We start from the raw sequence: 15872 nt of genomic DNA, 5'->3' as shown, positions 1-15872 counted from the left end.
CCGGGGGCACCTCGCATTCTGCTACGACAACCTGAACTGAAATCTGGGAGAGCATCCGTGGCAACGTCACCGTCTACCCTGCAGTTCCTCGGCGCCGCCGCGACCGTCACGGGGTCGCGCTATCTGGTCGAAGCCGACGGGAAGCGACTCCTGATCGATTGCGGCTTGTTTCAGGGCTACAAGCAGTTGCGCGAGCGCAATCGCGCGGAGTTTCCGGTGCCGCCCCACACGATCGATACGGTGCTGTTGACCCATGCTCACCTCGATCACTCGGGTTACCTGCCGGCCTTGGTACGCAACGGATTTCGCGGCCGGGTTCTGTGCACGCCAGCGACCGCCGAGCTGTGCGCCCTGCTCCTCCCGGACAGTGGGCACCTACTGGAAGAGGAAGCCAAGTACGCCCGCAAGACGGGCTACTCCAAGCATGAAAACCCGACCGCGTTGTACACGGGTGAAGATGCCGAGGCCGCGTTGGGTCACTTCGATCCCAGGCCGTTCAATCAGGACTTCGAGGTAGCCCCAGGCGTGGCGGCGCGCTTCGTTCCGGCGGGCCACCTGCTGGGCGCTGCCCAGATCAGCCTGGAGCTGGAAGACACGCTGGTGCATTTCAGCGGAGACCTCGGGCGCGTTCACGACCCGCTACTGAATCCGCCGGTTCCGCTCCAGCAGGCGGATGTCCTGGTCTGCGAGTCGACCTATGGAAACCGGACGCACGCGCGCGTCGATGCAGAGGCGGAACTCGCGCCTGTCATCCGCCGGGTGGCAGCGCGAGGCGGTGTCATCGTCATTCCTGCGTTCGCCGTCGGTCGCGCCCAAGGCCTGATGCTGCACATCGCGCGTCTACGTCAACGCGGGGAGATACCGCCGCTACCCGTCTATCTCAACAGTCCGATGGCGATCGACGCCACCGACATCTACCACCGGTTCCATGATGAGCACCACGTGACCCTGGAGGAATGTCGCGCGATGTACGAACTGGCTTCGATGGTGCGTACCGTTGATGAATCGAAGGCGCTCAATCAGCGTCGCGGCCCCATGATCATCCTCTCGGCGAGCGGCATGCTGACCGGCGGCCGTGTCCTCCATCATCTGGAGGCTTTCGGGCCGGATCCACGCAACGCCATCTTGTTGTCCGGCTACCAAGCGGGCGGAACCCGCGGTGCCGCGCTGGTCGGCGGCGCCGAGCGGCTGCGGATGTTTGGCCGCGAAGTGCCAATCAGAGCCGAGGTCGTGCAGTTGGGAAGCTTCTCCGGCCATGCCGACGCCAACGAATTGCTGGATTGGATGCGGGGCGCCAAGCGACACCCGCGCATGACCTATATCACGCACGGCGAGCCGGATGCCGCCGATGCATTGCGGGGCCGGGTGGAGCGCGAACTGGGGTGGCATGCACGCGCACCGGAACATCTCGAGCGCATTGCGCTGGACGCTCCGCAATGAACGATGACCACAACCGCCTGCGTTTGCTTCGTGCGGGCATCGACACCTATCAGCAACCCGTGGTGTACATGCACCGCGATTGCCCCGTGTGCCGCTCGGAGGGATTCTCGGCGCTGACGCGGGTACTGATGCGCTGCGGCAGTCGCGAGCTCGTTGCCACCCTCAACGTCGTGACCGACGATTGGCTGGCGCTGGACGCGGCGGCGCTCTCCGAAGCGGCCTGGTCGGCGTTGGCGCCTGGATCAGAGGCATGGGCGACGTTCGAGCACCCAGAACCGGCAGCCTCCGCGCCCGCGCTGCGCGCCAAAGTGTTCGGCCAGCGGCTCCAGGAGCCAGACTTCCTCGCCCTCATGCAGGACACGCTGAACAACCGGCTGGCGGACATCGAACTCGCCGCATTCGTGACAGCGTGCGCAGGCGAGCGGTTGGACCGCGCCGAAACCATCGCTCTGACGCGTGCCATGGTCGCGGTGGGGCAGCGCCTGGACTGGGGTGCGGGTCCGGTGCTCGACAAGCACTGCGTCGGAGGGCTTCCTGGCAACCGGACCACGCCGATTGTGGTTGCGATTATCGCGGCCGCCGGCTATCGCATCCCAAAGACGTCGTCGCGCGCGATCACCTCCCCCGCCGGTACTGCCGACACCATGGAAGTCATGGCCCCGGTCGCCTTGGACACGGCCTCGATGCGCCGCGTCGTTGAGCGCGAGGGTGGCTGCATCGTGTGGGGCGGAGCCGTGCGTCTCAGCCCAGCCGATGACGTTTTGATTCGCGTGGAGCGTCCGCTGGATTTCGACAGCGATGGGCAGCTTGTGGCTAGCGTCCTGTCAAAGAAGATCGCCGCCGGCTCCTCCCATGTCCTCATCGACCTGCCAGTCGGGCCAACTGCCAAGGTGCGCTCGACCGCGGCGGCCGAACGCCTGGAGACGCTGTTGCGCGCCACGGCTGAAGCGGCCGGACTGTCGCTAGGCCTGATGCGGACCGACGGCCGTCAGCCCGTCGGGTATGGCATCGGACCCGCGCTGGAAGCCCGGGACGTGCTGGCGGTACTACGCGGTACAGGAGATGCTCCGGCGGACCTGCGTGAGCGCGCGGTCGTTCTGGCCGCCGCTCTACTCGATCTGGTGCCAGGGACGCCTTCGTACCCGGGACGGCAACGGGCTGAAGATCTCCTGCGAAGCGGAGCCGCATTAAGCAAGTTCCTATCCATCTGCGAGGCCCAGGGCGGGTTCCGGGAACCGCAAGCGGCGCCACACGTGCGATCGATCGCGGCAACGCGAGGCGGCTCTATCCTCGATATCGACAACCGCCGCTTGGCAAAGATCGCCAAACTTGCAGGAGCGCCGGCCAGCCCGAGCGCCGGCATCGACTGCCGCCTGCGCCTCGGGGACCGCGTTCGTGTCGGCGAGCCCTTGTTCGAGGTGCACGCACAAACGCCGGGCGAACTGGAGTACGCGCTCAGCTATGCAAGCACGCAGACGGAGGTCTTCCGAGTCGGGGAGGAACCATGAGCCGCGTTCTGTTGCCCTTTCCCCAGCAGCGCCCGATGGCCGAGGCGATGGCGTCCACGCTCGAGGCCAGGCTCGGCCGGCTGGACTGGCGTCGATTTCCGGACGGCGAATCGCTCGTGGCCGTCGACGAGTCACTCTCTGGCGCAGACGTGGCGGTGATCGCGACATTGCGCAATCCCGATGAAGTCTCGATCGCACTGCGCTTCGCGTCCGCGACGGCGCGCGAGTTCGGCGCGCGGTCGGTGGGCCTGGTCGCACCGTACCTTGCCTACATGCGTCAGGACACACGCTTCCATCCAGGAGAGGCTGTCAGCGCGCCCCTGTATGCGCGATTCCTGGAGGAAAGCTTCGACTGGCTGGTCACGCTTGACCCGCATCTACACCGCACCCCGGAGCTGTCGACCCTGTTCCGTATTCCAGCCGCCCGTGCTGCTGCGGCGTCGGCGGTGGCACGGTGGATAGTCGAGCATGTTCCGAACCCCGTCCTGATCGGCCCGGATAGCGAAAGCGAGCAGTGGGTGTCCGACATCGCCGGTAAGGGGGGCTTGCCTTGGCAGGTTCTGCAGAAGCAGCGTCACGGCGACCGCGAGGTCAGCGTCAGTCTGCCCGATGCCGCTGCTCTCAAAGGCTGTAACCCCGTGCTGGTCGATGACATCGTGTCTTCTGGGCATACCCTGCTGGAAACACTGGGGCATCTGAAAGCTCTGGGCCTGCCTCCCAGCGTTTGCATCGCTATCCACGCCGTGTTTTCCGGCGATGCCTATGAGCAGCTGCGCAACGCCGGAGCATCGCAGGTGGTCAGCACCAATTCCATTCCCCACCCATCCAATGCCATCGAGATCGCCGGATTACTGACTGAGGCATGCGCCGACCTGTTCGGTGCCAGCGCCCCGAGGAGGGACAGTGGACGAAGCCCTTGACTGCTGCACGCTGCACGAACTGGCACCGGCCGACTACGAGCGTATCGATCGCGAAGCCTCGCGCTTGCGTTCGGGAAATTCCGGGTTTGCGCAGTGGGCTGCCGGGTACGGCGTCATTGCTCATGACGCCCTGACACAAGTCCGGGTAAGTCAGATGGTGTCCTCGCTGATCCGTAACGGGAGGCTGCCGGATGCGGCCACGGGCTACCAGCGACTGAAAGCCGCCGACCGGATAGCGAGCGCAGGCATGTGGCTGGTCCCCCATATGACCTACGCCCGGCGTGTGAGGCTCGATGGTGCCCCACTTGAAGCCGCGGACTTCAAACAGCAGCCCGAAGGACACACCGGGGGCTCCCTCAATATGGTGCCAGCGTACGTCGCTTATCTGGCCTTGAATGCGCTGGACGGACATACCCGCAGCTGGATGATGGGCCAAGGGCATTGCGTCGCCGCGATCGACGCCGTCAATGTGATCGTGGACAACATGACGCCGGCCCACGCCCAGCGCTATGGGCTGCACGACGAGGGGTTGTCCCGCCTGGCAGCGGATTTCTACGGTTTTGCGATAGGACCCGACGGGTTACCCGCTACGCCACTGGGCTCGCATGTCAACGCGCACACCGCTGGCGGCATGCTCGAAGGAGGCTATCTGGGATTTGCGGAGCTCCAGTATGTTCACGCGCCACTATCCGGCGAGCGGCTAGTGGCATTCCTCAGCGATGGTGCCTTCGAGGAGCAACGCGGCAGCGACTGGGCGCCGCGATGGTGGCGACCGCAGGATTCCGGACTGGTGTCGCCGATCATGATTCTCAACGGCCGGCGCATCGAGCAACGCACTCAGGTCGAACAGGAAGGCGGCGAATCCTGGCTGTACCGGCATTTGCGTCTCAACGGATTCAGGCCGATCGGCCTGGACGGACGCGATCCGGCGAGCATTGCCTGGGGCATCTGGCTCATGGAGTCGCACCACGCCGACGCCACTACTGCGTCGACCACCGCCCACAACCCGCTCCATTACGGCATCGCACGCACCATCAAGGGATACGGCTTTCCCGGCGCCGGCACCAACCGCGCGCACAATCTCCCGCTGGCTGGAAATCCGTCGCTGGACGCGGCGGCGCGCGCAGAATTCAACAACGCCGCAACGCGTCTATTCGTGGTCGAGAACGCCTTGCGCGACGCAGTGGAGGTTCTGTCGACCCATTCGGCGCAACTGCGGCCCCGAGAGCGCGATCATCCTCTGGCCAATCGCCGGGTTGCAGCGCCTGTCATCCCTGCATTCGCCCCCGAGACCGTAGGTGGGCCGGTCTCGCCGATGGATGCCATCGATCGCCACTTCAGCGGCATCGTGGCGGCCAACCCGGCGCTTCGACCGCGGGTGGGTAACCCCGACGAGCTTCGCAGTAATCGCCTCGATCGCACGCTGGATCTACTGAAACACCGGGTGTATGAAGCCGAGCCGGGAGTAGCCGAGTCCCCCACGGGGAGCGTGATCACCGCACTCAACGAGGAGGCGGTGGTGTGCGCGGCGCTCGCCAACAAGGGCGGCATCAACCTGGTTGTGACCTACGAGGCATTCGCGCCGAAGATGCTGGGCGCGCTGCGCCAGGAGATCACTTTCTCGCGACAACTGGTGCGCGCCGGGCGCCCGCCCGACTGGCTCGGCGTGCCGGTGGTGTTGACCTCGCATGTTTGGGAGAACTCGAAGAACGAGATCTCCCATCAGGATCCGACTCTGGCCGAAGCTCTCTTGGGTGAAATGGCGGACGCGGTCTCGCTGGCCTTCCCTCCCGACGCGAATGCGGCGGCGGCGGCACTCGAATGCGCCTACGCCCGCCGCGGCCGCATCACGGCGCTGGTGGTCCCGAAACGCGAGGTCACCAGCGTTCTCACCTGGTCGCAAGCGACCCGACTGGCCGAGCATGGAGTCCTGTTGCTAGAGGGCAGTTCCGCGACCGCGCAGGTCATTTTGGCGGCCACGGGCGCCTATCAGCTCGAATTGTGCAAGCGAGCGCGCCAGCGCCTGGCGGAGCGAGATATCGAAAGTACGCTGATCTATCTGTCTGAACCCGCCCGACTGCGTGCGCCACGCGACGATCTCGAAGCCACCCGCGTGCTGACGGACGCAGCGATCGCCGCATTCTTCCCCTCGGAGGTGCCTCGTGTCCTCGTCACCCATACCCGCCCCGAGCCCTTCCTCGGCGCCTTGCGTAGGATCGACACAGGTCCGCGCACCACCGAGGCACTGGGGTTCATCAACCGCGGCGGCACCTTTGACATCCACGGAATGCTCTTCGCGAACCGGACGACATGGGCGCATGCTGTTGCTGCCGTTGCCCGCGTGCTCGCCGTGTCGGCTGTAGGCCTGCTTTCACCCGAGGAACTGGCAGCGGTCGAAGGCCGCGGGAACCCTGCCTGTCTTCGATAAGCCATGAAGACCACAAACTCCACCGACCTGAAGCGTGCGGAATTGCTGGGAAGCGTCGGCATATTTCTATTGGGCGCCGGTCTGGGATCGCTGACCAGCGACGCACTTGCGCAGTATGCGGCGATCCTGGTTCTCGGAGGCGGCCTCATGCATGGGCTGGCGATGTACGGAAAACATCGCACCGAGATCGCCCAAGGCATCGCCGCCCCCTCCTGGTATCGCGCCCTGTATTGGTCCTGCTGGGCATTGCTGACCCTTCTGGCGATCTGGCTGGCCATCTCCTAGCAAGGCAATAAGGAGGCCCATGACACGCACTGGTTCAAGAAGCCTCCAAATCATAGGGGCAACCACCGCATTTGCCTGGAGCTGGCTTCTTCATCACAGAAAGTCGCCCCAGCAATTGCCCGATCGCCTGCGGGCCACGCTTGAGGGACTGGGCACCACCTTCGTCAAACTCGGCCAAGGCCTGAGTCTGCGCCGTGATGTCCTGCCGGCCGGCTACCGCGACGCCCTGGAACGGCTGCACAATCGAGTGCCACCCTTCCCCTCAGAGCTGGCGGTCGCCACGATCGAGCACGGTTTGGGGCACCCAGTGTTGGCGCTGTTTTCCCGCTTTGAACCTGAGCCGTTCGCGGCGGCGTCGGTCGCCCAGGTGCATCGGGCATGGCTTCGCGACGGAACTGCCGTCGTTGTCAAAGTACGTCGGCCTGGCGTGGAGGAGCAGGTCAAGGCCGACCTTCGGCTGCTGCGCCTACTGGCCGGGGCCCTGCAGGCCGTTTGGCCCGGTCTGCGTCGACAGCGACCGTTGGACCTGATCGCCGAGCTGGGCGCCCAACTAATGGCAGAGATCGACCTTGAGCACGAAGCTCGCAACATGCGACGGCTGCTGCCGGCGATCATGGGTGTCGGCGGCGCAACGATGCCCCGGGTCGTCGAGCCGTACGCCTGCGCCTCGACTCTTGTGCAGGAACTGAGTCAGGGCACCCCCATCGCCAGTGCTTTCGGAACGGAGCGCGGCCCAGCGCTTGCGCGCCTTCTGCTTGATTCCTATCTGCACCAGCTGTTCAACGCTGGCGTATTCCACGGCGATCCGCATCCCGGCAACCTGTTCTCGATGGACGACGGGCGCCTGTGCTTCCATGACTTCGGGACGATCGGATATCTCGATCCCGACGCAAGACTGGCCCTGGCGCGATTGGTTGAGGCGATCTCCTATGGCGATGCACGTGACGCGCTCGAGTCCGCTTTGGCGCTCGGCTACCTGGAGCCCCCCATCGACCGCCGGGAATACACCCGCGCTATCAGCGAGATCCTCGACGAACTTAGGTCCCTGCCGCTTTCGCAGTGGTCCTTGGCAGAGACCGTCTGGCGCATCGCTCGCCTTGGTCGCGGCGAGCGCTTCCGACTGCCGCCCCACCTGCTGGTACTGATGCGGACGTTGTTCCTTGCGGAGAACACCATCCGAGCTTTGGACCCCGGCTTTGATCTGCTCGCCGAGATCGGGCAGCGACGTGACGCCCTGTCCAGCGCCGTTGCGCAGTCGGCCGGAGCCGGAAGACGCCCGTTGACCTGGCGCATCGCGCGCGCGGCAAGCAGCCTCCCCGCCCTCGCGGAGGAACTGCTTCGCCAGGCGCAACAGGAGGATGGCCGTCCGGGCCTGTCGATGCACCATCGCGGCCTGGAGGAGCTTGAGCTGCACCTTGGCCGCACGGGAAATAGGCTGTCGCTTGCGCTGGTGACGCTCGGGCTCTACATCGCCGGATCGATCCTGATGCTGCATAGCGCCGGACCGCGCGTATGGGGCGACGTTCCGGTTCTGGCCCTCGTCGCCTACGCCATGGCGCTGCTGCTGTCGCTTCGGCTGATATTCGCGGTTGCGCGATCGGGGCACCTATGACGCAATCGCTCCTCGCCTTGAATGTCGGATCGGCGACGCTGAAGGCGGCAAGCTATCGCATAGGCCTGGATGGCCCGGTAGAGACCGGACGCCTTACAGCCGACTCCATCCACGGCACTTCCGATCACGAACCGAGCGGAGTTCTGGACCACGCCGTAGCGGGCTTGCCGTTACTTGCCCAGCCGAATGTGGTCGCGCACCGTATCGTCCACGGTAACGACCACGCAATGCCGGTTGAGCTGACCCCGTCGGTGTTCGATGAGCTCGAGTCGTTGGTGCCCTTGGCCCCATTGCACCAACCGCCCGCGCTGGCATTGGCGCGCGCGGCGCTGAAGCGCTGGCCCCAAGCCAGGCATTACGCGGTCTTCGACACCTCGTGGCACTTGGCGATGGCCGAAGCGAACAGGATCCTTCCGTTGCCACGCGAACTGTACGCACGGGGCGTCCGACGTTACGGCTTTCACGGATTGGCGTTCGACTCGGCCATGCAGCGGCTGCGCAGCCTGGCTCCCCAAAGCGCCCAAGGCCGCGTGGTCCTGGCCCACCTTGGGGGCGGAAGCAGCCTGTGCGCGGTCCGTGATGGGCTCTGCGTGACCACGACGATGGGAATGACGCCGCTCGGCGGAATCCCCATGTCCACACGACCTGGCTCGCTTGACCCAGGCGTCATTCTGCATCTCCAACGCGCCCTGGGCGTGACACCTGACGCCCTCGACCGCCTGTTGTGGCGAGAGAGTGGCCTGCGCGGAATCTCCGGGGAGTCCGGCGATATGCGCGCCCTGCTTTCGTCGAAATCCCCCCACGCACGGCAAGCCGTCGACGTCTACGTCACTGCGGTTGCCCAAGGCGTTGCGGCAATGGCCGCGGCCCTCGGCGGAATCGAAGCCCTGGCGTTCTCAGGTGGGATCGGAAAGCATGCCCCGAGGATCAGGGCGCAGGTCGCGGGACTGTTGAGCTGGATGGGCTTGACCCTCGATCTCGATCGCAACGAGAGTTCGCTTGAGGAGGTATCGGTCGCCACATCGCCCGTGCGCATCTTCACACTCGCGGTAGATGAGGAGTTGGCCATGGCGCAGTCAGTTGTGGCTCTGATCACTGCTCAATAGGACACGGCGGTCAGTCGCCCGATCGGCTACCGCTTCAACTGCATCACGTCACCGGCCAGGACGGGCCCGATCGTGCTGCGTATCGAAGCCGGAGAGCCAGCCGCAGTCGCCAGTTTGGAGGTGGCGATCCGCGAAGGCATGGTGCAGCGCGTTTGACAAGTCGGTGGCCTGATCACCGCGCCGTCGCGATCGACGTCAGCTGCCTTCAGGTGAACACCAGGGATGCTTTGTTCCTCACCGCATCATCAGGCAGTCGATGGCGTCCAGGCCGATGTGGATCAGCAGACCCAATCCCAGGAGTCGGGTGCGCCGGGGTAGGCACAGCAGCCCATAGGCGAGGATCGCGGGCGCCGTGTGCAGTGGATGGAATCCGATGCTGCAGCGCCCTGGCGCGTAGACGGGATCAGCCAGCACGTGGTCTATATCTATCAACCAGCCTGCCAGCATCCACAGCCAGGCACGGAACCAGCGTTCGCGATACCAGATCCGCGCGACCGTCAGCGGTACCGCGACGTGCAGGAGAAGATGAAGGACAGGTCGAACTTCAAGTTCCATTGTTACAGGTAGTCTTGTTTCAGGGGACCACCGAATGCGGGCAGCTTCCGGCGCCCGGAACGGAAGTGGCGGCGTGACTTCGCCGCCATCCGGATCTTCGCTTACATACCTTCAAGAGCCGCAAACTCGCTCTTGCTCAGACTGCCATCCTTGTTGGCGTCCACCATACTGGCGTGTGCAGCCATCGGATGCTTGGCCAGTTCCTGCTTTGAGAGCGCCCCATCTTTGTTCGTATCGAGCTTGGCAAACGCGTCCGGCGTCGCGTGGTGCCCGGTGTGTGTGCTGTGGTCCATTGTGGCTCCGGTCGGCTCTGTTGCCTTCTCCGGATTGGCTGCAAAGGCGGTTCCGGCGGCGAAAGTCAGCGAGAGCAGAAGGAGCGAAGCAGCTTGTTTCATGGAAGACTCCGTTGGTCAGTTCGAGCGTAGAGCTTAGCGACAGAAAATAGTCCTGTGCCGGCTATGGGTGACGAGCAGCGGTGATTAGTTCAGGAGGCGAGGATTGATGCAGACGCTATTGGTCGTCCTCAGCGAGTGCATTGAGAATCGGGCACTGCTCCAGCGCACCATGCCCTGGACAAGAATCCACCAGGGTCTTAAGACCATCGCGGATCCGGGTGAGTTCGGCGAGCTTGGTTTCGACGTCAGTGAGCTTCAGAATCGCAGCGGCCTTCATTCCTGCCATGTCGTCCTCTCGGTGGCTCGATAGCGCCAGCAATTCACCGATTTCGAGCAGAGTGAAGCCGAGCGCTTTTGCACGGCGCACGAAGTGCAGGCGTGCCAGGTCATCCTGACCATAGAGGCGATAACCCGATGCCAGGCGTTGCGGCGCAGGCAGCAACCCCTGGCGTTCGTAATAACGCACCGTATCAATATTGACTTGGGCCCGCTGGGCCAGTTCCCCGATTTTCATGACTCGTATCCATGGCGCTACAGCGCTTCGAGATCAGTCTGCAGTCTGGACTCTGGTCCAGAGTCAAGCCCCTGCCGTGATTATCGGTCGTGCTCCGCATACGCGACTGTGGTGCCATCGCGTTGCACCAGTTCCACCGTGTAGGGTTGCACTTCGCCTGACGGAACCTCCATGCCCGGCGACCCCAGCGGCATGCCGGGCAGTACCAGCCCCTTTGCATCGGGCTTCTCGGCTAACAGTCGCTTGATGTCTTCAACGGGCACATGACCTTCGACGAAGTAACCGCCGATCTCCGCGGTATGGCAGGACCCCTTGCCGTAAGGCACACCTGCGCGCTCTTTCACCGGATTGAGGTCATCTGCGTTGCGCACCTCCACGCGGAAACCGGCTTTCTGCAGGTGCTCCACCCACAAACCACAGCAGCCGCAGGTTGGGCTCTTGTGGACCACTGCGAGAGGAAGCTCCGCAGCCGCGATAACGGCTGCGGGCGCTTCGGCCCGCATTGCGGGGACCGTCTTGGACGCTTGCGATACGTCAGCGCGTGGCTGTTCGGATGGCTCCGGTGCCCGCGCGCAGGCGGACAAGGCGATGGCCGGCGCAAGCGTCAGGGCGAATAGGATCCGGTTCTTCATGGCATCAGTTGTCCGCGTTAGCTGTCTCAGGCTTGGCTGCATTCGCGGTACGCGAGGACCAATGAATGTGTACGATTCGCCACTCGGTGCCGATCTGCTTCAGGACCATGGTTTCAGTACTGAGCACGGTCAGTGCCTTTCCGTCCTTCGTGGCGTGCAACTCGCTCTCGGTTCCAACCCAGGCGAGCGCCCCCTCGACACGCGCGACGCGCTGCTTGACCTGGACGTGCGCGCCTTTCAGGAACATGGCATCGGAGATGGCGTGATGGCCGAGGTACTCCTCGCGCGAACGCTCGGCACCGCCGCTTTCGAGAATCAGCACGTCCTCGGCGAGCAGTTCGCCGACGCGCTTGAAGTCCGCCGCCTGCAAGGCCTTGGAGAACTGCTCGACCACTGCGACGGCAGGCTGTGCCGCGGCTTCAATCACGGCGGGCGTGGTCGTTGCGTGGAGCTTTGGGTCATGCGCTGCCGCGAGCGAGGGCAACGCAATCAACCCAGCAAGCAGAACGGCTGAACAATGGATGGGCTTCATGTTCTGGAGTCCTTGGGAGTCAATGCTGATGGTCGTGGTGGTCGTGCGCGTCCTGCTCCGCAGGAACTGGTTCGGGAGACGTCTTTTCCGAGGTCGCTGATTTGACTGGTGTGGCGTCATTGTGCGGCGGGGTGCCGGGAGCGTGTGTGTGCGGCTTGCTTTCCGTTGCGGCGACAGCCGGCTTACGCGCATCGTCGTGCGGCGGCGTGCCAGGTGGATGCGCATGCGGCTTGCTTTCTTTGGCTTGCGACTCGGCTTGGGGCGTGTCGTCATGCGACGGCGTACCCGGCGCGTGGCTATGCGGCTTGGCTTCGTTATTCATCGGCATACCCTCCATGGCGCCGTGATAATCCGCTTCACCTTCAGCATGGTCGTGCGGCTTGGTCTCGCCGCCACCGTGTGAGTGCCCGCCGCTACTCGCCACCAGTGTCTGGTACTGCTCTGCATTGAGCTTGGGCAACTGCTGGAGGAACGCGGCCATGTTCCAGATGTACGCGTCGTCCATGCTCTTGCCCCAAGCCGGCATGGCCGAGGCCTTGATGCCGTGCTTGATCACCCAGAATGCATGGGCGGCATCGACCCTCTCCTTCGTCAGATCAGGTGGCGCGGGATACAGGCCCTTGCTCATTTCAGTTTCGCCCATGCCCGGAGTGAGGTGACAGCCCGTACACATGGCGTCGTAGTTGCCAGCCCCCTGACGGATGCGCGCAGGATCGTCCAGGTCCGCTGGCACCTGGAGCCTGCTGGCACGGACGTCGATCGAACGATGCCGCACGGTCTCCAGCAGTGCGTGGGTCGGACGCCAATGCGGATCGTCAGCACCGATGTTGTATGCGCCGGACCAGACGATGCCGGCGATCAGTACCAGTGTGGTGACGATTGGGGTGGAGAGAATCAACAGCGTCTTGCGGGTTACGAATGGCATGGAACTCCCCTTGTCAGAACCAGATGCGCACGCCCGCCACGAAGCGGGTGTCGTTGATGTCTTCGCCGTCGTCGCGACGGAAGTCGGCGGTACGGCCGAACGACCACTCTCGAACAACGCCCACATAGGGCGCGAACTGCCGAGTGATCTCGTAGCGCAGGCGCAGACCGGCTTCGGCGGTGCTCAAGCCCGAGCCGATGCCCCGCTGCTCGTCGTTCTGCCCATAGAAGTTGAGTTCGACCAACGGCTGCAAGGTCAGGCGGTTAGTCAGCAACGTCTCGTACTCGGCTTCGAGCCGCGCCGCGGTCTGCCCGGACTGGCCGATGTATGCCGTGGCTTCCACCTCGAACTTGTACGGCGCGACACCCATGATGCCGATCGCTGCAAAGTCCTGCGAAGCACCGGGCTTGAAGTCATGACGCACACCGGCGACGACATCCCACCAGCGGGCGATAGCGCGTCCGTACAGTACTTCCAGGTCGGCCGCTTCGGTATGCCCGCCTGCACGCTCCCCTTCAGTGCGCAGCCAAAGCCTGTTGAGGTCGGTACCGATCCACACCTGCCCTTCCCATTCGAAGCCAGTGCCTTCATCGGCATCGAATCCCTCGAGGCGGTTGAAGAGCACGAAACTCTGGAGTGAGTTGTCGTGGGGCGGATGACCATGGGGCGGTGGCACCGCAGCCGCACGGTCAGCGTCGGTCAAGACGGGTATCGGCGTAACAGGCTGATCGGCCGGATGCGGCATGTCATGGCCCATGGCGGCGTGGTCCATGGGCTGCGGCGTCTCTTTGGAGACGCCATGCCCCATGGCCGCGTGATCGACGGCTTCCGCGGGTCTCTGCTCCGGTGTGCCGTGCCCCATCGCGGCGTGGTCCACCGCCTCTCCCGCAGCCGGCTGTGTTTTCTTCGCCGCAGGTTTCGCCTTAGTTTGTGGAGTCGTCTTGGGCTGGGGTTGTTGATGCTGCGAATGATCCTGCGCCGCGGGTGCAGGCATCTGATGTTGGGAGTGATCCTGAGTCGCCGGTGCCGGCACTTGATGCTGCGAGTGATCCTGTGCGGGCACATTGAAGGCCAGCATCAGTCCTGCGGCAAGCGGCACCAGCGCGGGTATACGCGTCTTCATTCTTCGACCCTCACTTCGCGCATCATCCCGGCTTCCATGTGGTACAGCAGGTGGCAGTGGTAGGCCCAGCTTCCAAGCGCGTCGGCTCGCACGCGGTAAGCGCGCTTGCTTCCGGGTGGCATATCGATGGTGTGCTTGCGCACGAGGAAGTTGCCTTGCTCGTCCTCCAGGTCGCTCCACATGCCGTGCAGGTGGATCGGGTGCGTCATCATCGTGTCGTTGACCAACACGATGCGCAGGCGCTCGCCGTAGTTGAGTCGCAGCGGCTCCACTTCGGAGAACTTCTGGCCGTTAAAGCCCCAGGCGAAGCGCTCCATGTGGCCCGTAAGATGCAACTCGATGTCGCGGCCCGGGTCGCGACCGTCCGGATCGTTGAAGGTGCTCTTGAGCATCGCGTAGGTCAGCACCTTGCGCCCGTTGTCGCGTAGGCCAATGCCGGGGTCGTCCAACTTGGGCAGCGGCGCCATGGTCTGCATGTCGACCAGGGCATTGCCGGTCTCGCTCACCGGGTGCTGCTGCATGCCGCCAGCACCGTGGTCCATGCCGGGCATCGCCGCCATGTTGTGACCGGCGTGTGGGTCGGCAGGCGCCTGTTGTTTCGAGGGAGACTGGCCTGCATGTGTGCTGTGGTCCATGCCGGCCATGCCCATGCTTGCGCCACAGCCGCCTTCCATGCCCTTCATGCCGGACATGTCGTGCCCGCCGCCGTGCCCCATTCCACCATGGCCCATGTCAGCCATGGTAAGGATCGGACGCGGATCCACCGACGGCACCGGTGCTCGCAGGCCTTCGCGGACTGCCAGAGTGCCGCTGACATAGCCGGTGCGGCCCATGTCCTGGGCAAAGATGGTGAATGCGTCCTGCCCAGACGGTTCGACGATCACGTCGAACGTCTCGGCCGTGGCGATGCGGAACTCGTCGACGGTGACCGGATGCACGTATTGGCCATCGGCCGCGACTACGGTCATCTTCAACCCAGGGATGCGCACATCGAAATGCGTCATCGCCGACCCGTTGATGAAGCGCAGGCGAATCTTCTCGCCCGAACGGAACAACCCTGTCCAATTGCCGAGCGAGGTCGTACCGTTCATCAAGTACGTATAGGTGTTCGCATTGACATCCGACAGATCGGTCGGCGTCATCCGCATCTCGCCCCACATCTTGCGGTCGTCGACGGTGGCAGCCAAGCCCTTCCGCTGCACATCGTTGAAGAAGTCTCCAACGGTTCGCTTGGAGTAGTTGTCGTACCCAGACATCTTCTTCAGACGCTGGAACAGCGCGGTCGGATCGAGGTCGGTCCAATCCGTCAGCATCACCACATAGTCGCGATCAAACGAGAACGGTTCGGGATCGATCGGATCGATCACCAGTGGTCCGTAGAGGCCCGCCTGCTCCTGGAACGCCGAATGGCTGTGGTACCAGTAAGTGCCGCCCTGCTGCACCGTGAATCGATAGTGGTAGGTCTCGCCGGGCTGGATGCCGTTGAAGCTCAGACCCGGCACGCCATCCATGTTGGCCGGCAGCAGGATGCCGTGCCAATGGATGGACGTTTCGCGGCCGTGGATCGAGCCTTTGGGCAGCGCATTCGACACGCGCAAGTTCACGGTGGTGCCCTCGCGCCAGCGCAGCAAGGGTGCTGGAATCGAACCATTGACTGTGATCGCCGTGCGGGTGCGCCCGGTGAAGTTCATCGGCGTCTCGCCGATTACTAGATCGAACTCGGTACCCGACAGCACGTTGCCGTTGCCGGGGCCACTCAATGCCCAGATGGACTTAGGCCACAGACCTAGGCCGGCTACCGCGCCGCCCACAGCGAGACCCTGCACAAAGCGGCGCCGCGACGGCTTGAGCAGCCCGTCGGCGTTGCGGCCGAAAGAATCGGAAGACATAACAACAA

General features: G+C 64.1%; 15 protein-coding genes. 7 read left to right on the top strand and 8 right to left on the bottom strand.

The features are described 5' to 3' along the window. The first annotated feature begins 57 nt into the window (after positions 1-57). Genes IU514_RS12660 through IU514_RS12630 form a run of 7 tightly spaced genes read left to right on the top strand, consistent with a single transcriptional unit; the run spans position 58 to position 9299 of the window. The gene (locus IU514_RS12660) at positions 58-1440 is read left to right on the top strand and encodes an MBL fold metallo-hydrolase (RefSeq protein ID WP_324187836.1); all 1383 of its coding nucleotides are present in this window, start codon (positions 58-60) and stop codon (positions 1438-1440) included. Further along, positions 1437-2948: a thymidine phosphorylase family protein gene (locus tag IU514_RS12655; protein WP_194931461.1), complete on the top strand. Its 1512-nt coding sequence runs from the start codon at positions 1437-1439 to the stop codon at positions 2946-2948. The genes IU514_RS12660 and IU514_RS12655 overlap by 4 nt, the downstream gene beginning before the upstream one ends. Continuing rightward, entirely contained in the window at positions 2945-3868 is a 924-nt protein-coding gene (locus IU514_RS12650; RefSeq protein WP_194931460.1) for a ribose-phosphate pyrophosphokinase, read from the top strand. The genes IU514_RS12655 and IU514_RS12650 overlap by 4 nt, the downstream gene beginning before the upstream one ends. Then, the gene (locus IU514_RS12645) at positions 3852-6296 is read left to right on the top strand and encodes a phosphoketolase family protein (protein WP_324187835.1); all 2445 of its coding nucleotides are present in this window, start codon (positions 3852-3854) and stop codon (positions 6294-6296) included. The genes IU514_RS12650 and IU514_RS12645 overlap by 17 nt, the downstream gene beginning before the upstream one ends. Positions 6297-6299: 3 nt before the next feature. Then, positions 6300-6581, top strand: coding sequence for a hypothetical protein (locus tag IU514_RS12640; protein WP_194931459.1), 282 nt, complete (start codon positions 6300-6302; stop codon positions 6579-6581). A gap of 19 nt (positions 6582-6600) precedes the next feature. Further along, a complete protein-coding gene (locus IU514_RS12635) occupies positions 6601-8193 on the top strand; it encodes an ABC1 kinase family protein (RefSeq protein WP_194931458.1) in 1593 nt (530 codons plus the stop codon). Continuing rightward, on the top strand, positions 8190-9299 hold the full coding sequence (locus IU514_RS12630) for an acetate/propionate family kinase (protein ID WP_194931457.1): 1110 nt from the start codon (positions 8190-8192) through the stop codon (positions 9297-9299). The genes IU514_RS12635 and IU514_RS12630 overlap by 4 nt, the downstream gene beginning before the upstream one ends. A 234-nt stretch (positions 9300-9533) precedes the next feature. Here the strand turns inward: IU514_RS12630 and IU514_RS12625 are convergent, their stop codons facing one another. The 8 genes from IU514_RS12625 to IU514_RS12590 all read right to left on the bottom strand — a co-directional run bounded on the left by IU514_RS12625 (position 9534) and on the right by IU514_RS12590 (position 15864). After that, the gene (locus IU514_RS12625; protein WP_194931456.1) at positions 9534-9854 is read right to left on the bottom strand and encodes a DUF6122 family protein; all 321 of its coding nucleotides are present in this window, start codon (positions 9852-9854) and stop codon (positions 9534-9536) included. 101 nt (positions 9855-9955) lie between these two features. After that, positions 9956-10249, bottom strand: a complete 294-nt coding sequence (locus IU514_RS12620) for an EF-hand domain-containing protein (protein ID WP_194931455.1) — start codon at positions 10247-10249, stop codon at positions 9956-9958. Positions 10250-10364: 115 nt separating this feature from the next. Then, on the bottom strand, positions 10365-10763 hold the full coding sequence (locus IU514_RS12615; RefSeq protein WP_194931454.1) for a heavy metal-responsive transcriptional regulator: 399 nt from the start codon (positions 10761-10763) through the stop codon (positions 10365-10367). An 80-nt stretch (positions 10764-10843) separates the two neighbouring features. Further along, positions 10844-11266 carry a DUF411 domain-containing protein gene (locus IU514_RS12610; RefSeq protein WP_386761161.1) on the bottom strand — a complete coding sequence of 141 codons (423 nt, stop codon included), beginning with the start codon at positions 11264-11266 and terminating at the stop codon, positions 10844-10846. A gap of 133 nt (positions 11267-11399) precedes the next feature. Beyond that, a complete protein-coding gene (locus IU514_RS12605; RefSeq protein ID WP_194931452.1) occupies positions 11400-11927 on the bottom strand; it encodes a YybH family protein in 528 nt (175 codons plus the stop codon). Positions 11928-11946: 19 nt separating this feature from the next. Then, a complete protein-coding gene (locus tag IU514_RS12600) occupies positions 11947-12852 on the bottom strand; it encodes a c-type cytochrome (protein WP_194931451.1) in 906 nt (301 codons plus the stop codon). Positions 12853-12865: 13 nt separating this feature from the next. Next, positions 12866-13975 (bottom strand): copper resistance protein B, encoded by a 1110-nt coding sequence (locus tag IU514_RS12595; protein ID WP_194931450.1) that lies wholly within the window; start codon positions 13973-13975, stop codon positions 12866-12868. Continuing rightward, a complete protein-coding gene (locus tag IU514_RS12590; protein ID WP_194931449.1) occupies positions 13972-15864 on the bottom strand; it encodes a copper resistance system multicopper oxidase in 1893 nt (630 codons plus the stop codon). Before IU514_RS12590 ends, IU514_RS12595 begins: the two co-directional genes overlap by 4 nt. Positions 15865-15872 lie beyond the last annotated feature (8 nt).

The organism is Lysobacter niastensis, from assembly GCF_015453285.1.
Classification (GTDB): Bacteria; Pseudomonadota; Gammaproteobacteria; order Xanthomonadales; family Xanthomonadaceae; genus Lysobacter_J; species Lysobacter_J niastensis.
Note: the sequence above shows the minus strand (reverse complement) of the source record. Positions and strands in the feature narration are given on the sequence as shown.

What these genes read in the sequence shown, in the direction of transcription:
- IU514_RS12630 (WP_194931457.1), top strand. Translation starts at nt 8,190, where the DNA reads ATGACGCAATCGCTCCTCGCCTTGAATGTCGGATCGGCGACGCTGAAG.
- IU514_RS12595 (WP_194931450.1), bottom strand. Translation starts at nt 13,975, where the DNA reads ATGAAGACGCGTATACCCGCGCTGGTGCCGCTTGCCGCAGGACTGATG.
- IU514_RS12605 (WP_194931452.1), bottom strand. Translation starts at nt 11,927, where the DNA reads ATGAAGCCCATCCATTGTTCAGCCGTTCTGCTTGCTGGGTTGATTGCG.
- IU514_RS12650 (WP_194931460.1), top strand. Translation starts at nt 2,945, where the DNA reads ATGAGCCGCGTTCTGTTGCCCTTTCCCCAGCAGCGCCCGATGGCCGAG.
- IU514_RS12635 (WP_194931458.1), top strand. Translation starts at nt 6,601, where the DNA reads ATGACACGCACTGGTTCAAGAAGCCTCCAAATCATAGGGGCAACCACC.
- IU514_RS12640 (WP_194931459.1), top strand. Translation starts at nt 6,300, where the DNA reads ATGAAGACCACAAACTCCACCGACCTGAAGCGTGCGGAATTGCTGGGA.
- IU514_RS12600 (WP_194931451.1), bottom strand. Translation starts at nt 12,852, where the DNA reads ATGCCATTCGTAACCCGCAAGACGCTGTTGATTCTCTCCACCCCAATC.
- IU514_RS12590 (WP_194931449.1), bottom strand. Translation starts at nt 15,864, where the DNA reads ATGTCTTCCGATTCTTTCGGCCGCAACGCCGACGGGCTGCTCAAGCCG.
- IU514_RS12655 (WP_194931461.1), top strand. Translation starts at nt 1,437, where the DNA reads ATGAACGATGACCACAACCGCCTGCGTTTGCTTCGTGCGGGCATCGAC.
- IU514_RS12610 (WP_386761161.1), bottom strand. Translation starts at nt 11,266, where the DNA reads ATGCGGGCCGAAGCGCCCGCAGCCGTTATCGCGGCTGCGGAGCTTCCT.
- IU514_RS12615 (WP_194931454.1), bottom strand. Translation starts at nt 10,763, where the DNA reads ATGAAAATCGGGGAACTGGCCCAGCGGGCCCAAGTCAATATTGATACG.
- IU514_RS12620 (WP_194931455.1), bottom strand. Translation starts at nt 10,249, where the DNA reads ATGAAACAAGCTGCTTCGCTCCTTCTGCTCTCGCTGACTTTCGCCGCC.
- IU514_RS12625 (WP_194931456.1), bottom strand. Translation starts at nt 9,854, where the DNA reads ATGGAACTTGAAGTTCGACCTGTCCTTCATCTTCTCCTGCACGTCGCG.